General features: G+C 40.6%; 1 protein-coding gene. It reads right to left on the bottom strand.

Annotated features, from left to right (window positions below):
- Window positions 1–239 precede the first annotated feature (239 nt).
- On the bottom strand, window positions 240–1,166 hold the full coding sequence (locus L1D37_RS23870; protein ID WP_239849352.1) for a hypothetical protein: 927 nt from the start codon (window positions 1,164–1,166) through the stop codon (window positions 240–242).
- Window positions 1,167–1,590 lie beyond the last annotated feature (424 nt).

The raw sequence follows: 1,590 nt of genomic DNA, 5'->3' as shown, positions 1-1,590 counted from the left end.
CTTATAAGTCATTTCGCCTTTTTCAACTTGGGTTACGCCTGACAATTTAAAGGCAAGAGAATAATCTCGTTGAGTACGTCTACTTGTTGTTTTCATGACACTCTCCAATTTCATGTTGGAAATGTGTCAACCATAGTTAGGACGGTACATACAGAACAAAAAGGCCTCGCACAAGCGAGGCCTTGTTTTATCTATGTTTCAACGAACGACCAGCACGCAATTTACGTTGGTAAACCAAGTCAAGTCGAGAGCCATTCGTCCAATACTTTGATGAATTTAGGATTAATGAGATAACCGATAGAAGCATGGGGATTGCTTTTTCCGTTGCGAATATTGAGGTTATAAATCGGGTAGATGTCTTTCATTCCACCGGGTATCAGATCCAGTTTGAGCATATCCTTAAAGTCATTTCTAATTTTGCTGTCATGAGAGATAAAATCATCTTCTGCCGATATGTTTATCCATTGATGAATGTTTAAAGGGTACTTCTTCTCATCTTTCAAGCGACTCCCTTTTAGCCTATCTTTTACGTTTTCATCTCCTAACGGTGACCCGAGCGTAAGCAATAAGTTGACCTTCTTATCCGCGCCATAGTCGTGTCTATACTCTCCGTAATGAGACAACTTCCATAACACGTCATAGCTAATCATCGACCCAAGACTGTGAGATACGATCATCACATCATTCTGATTATCAAGCGCTTCCTTCAGTTCAACCATTAGCCTATGCCTAACATCACTGCCAAAATAGGTATCTTCATTCCAATAATGTGCCATATCCGACGCGACCTTCGTTATAAGTGTCTCAGCCACACCCAGCTTTCCAAATAGCGATGAAAAGGTATCTGCTAACGCCTCTTTTAGAAAACCAATTTTAGATACCTTGTTATACGTTGTTTTATTGAACTGGCTTGTCTTGTACTTTTTGAGTTCAGATAGCGCTTGCTGTCGACTTGCTAGGTCTTCCGTTGGTTTGTCTAACAATGTGTTTGATAGTTCACCGTAATAAACAAAGCGTTTATCGACATCTTTAAAAGCTTGTAATGAACTTGAGTCTCCACAATCGCGCTGCAAGCCATGTTCTATAGCCTCGTACCAAAGTGATTGAAGGGAATCTTTATCGGGCTTTTGAGCGTGACCATGAATGAATATGATTCTCTTAGCCATAGCAGGATGTCCTAAATTACATAGTTAAAGTTATTATTTTCAATAACAAACACCCTCTAGGCTCGCTCAGCTCTCTTACCAATAAGAATGCTGCTGATTACCCATCTAGTCGGTGATTGATAAATCTTTTGTATAGCTATGAGACAGCCGTTTTAGGCGATTAATGGGTGAAAGATTCCGTCACGACTCGCAAATTGGTAATGAATGTACCGAACAAAACCTTCCACACACAAAATGTATGGTCCGCCCCGTTATTGCAACTACAATTAAGTAACAACGGAGTTGGTTTGCGCTAATGTATTCGGAGTCCTTGTTGGGAGCACTAGCTTCCCAGCTCCACGATGATATCCGCGCCAGATTATCCTTAAAAAGCCCAAAGCATTGATTGCTATTTTTTGTGTCAGGTTCTTAATCTGGCCGATTG

The organism is Vibrio sp. Isolate33 (assembly GCF_022397895.1).
In the GTDB taxonomy this organism is placed as follows: Bacteria; Pseudomonadota; Gammaproteobacteria; order Enterobacterales; family Vibrionaceae; genus Vibrio; species Vibrio pomeroyi.
The sequence above is the reverse complement of the archived record's forward strand: the minus strand, read 5'-3'. Positions and strand labels throughout refer to the sequence as shown.

Coding starts and splice junctions, on each gene's coding strand:
- L1D37_RS23870 (WP_239849352.1), bottom strand. CDS start 1,166: ATGGCTAAGAGAATCATATTCATTCATGGTCACGCTCAAAAGCCCGAT.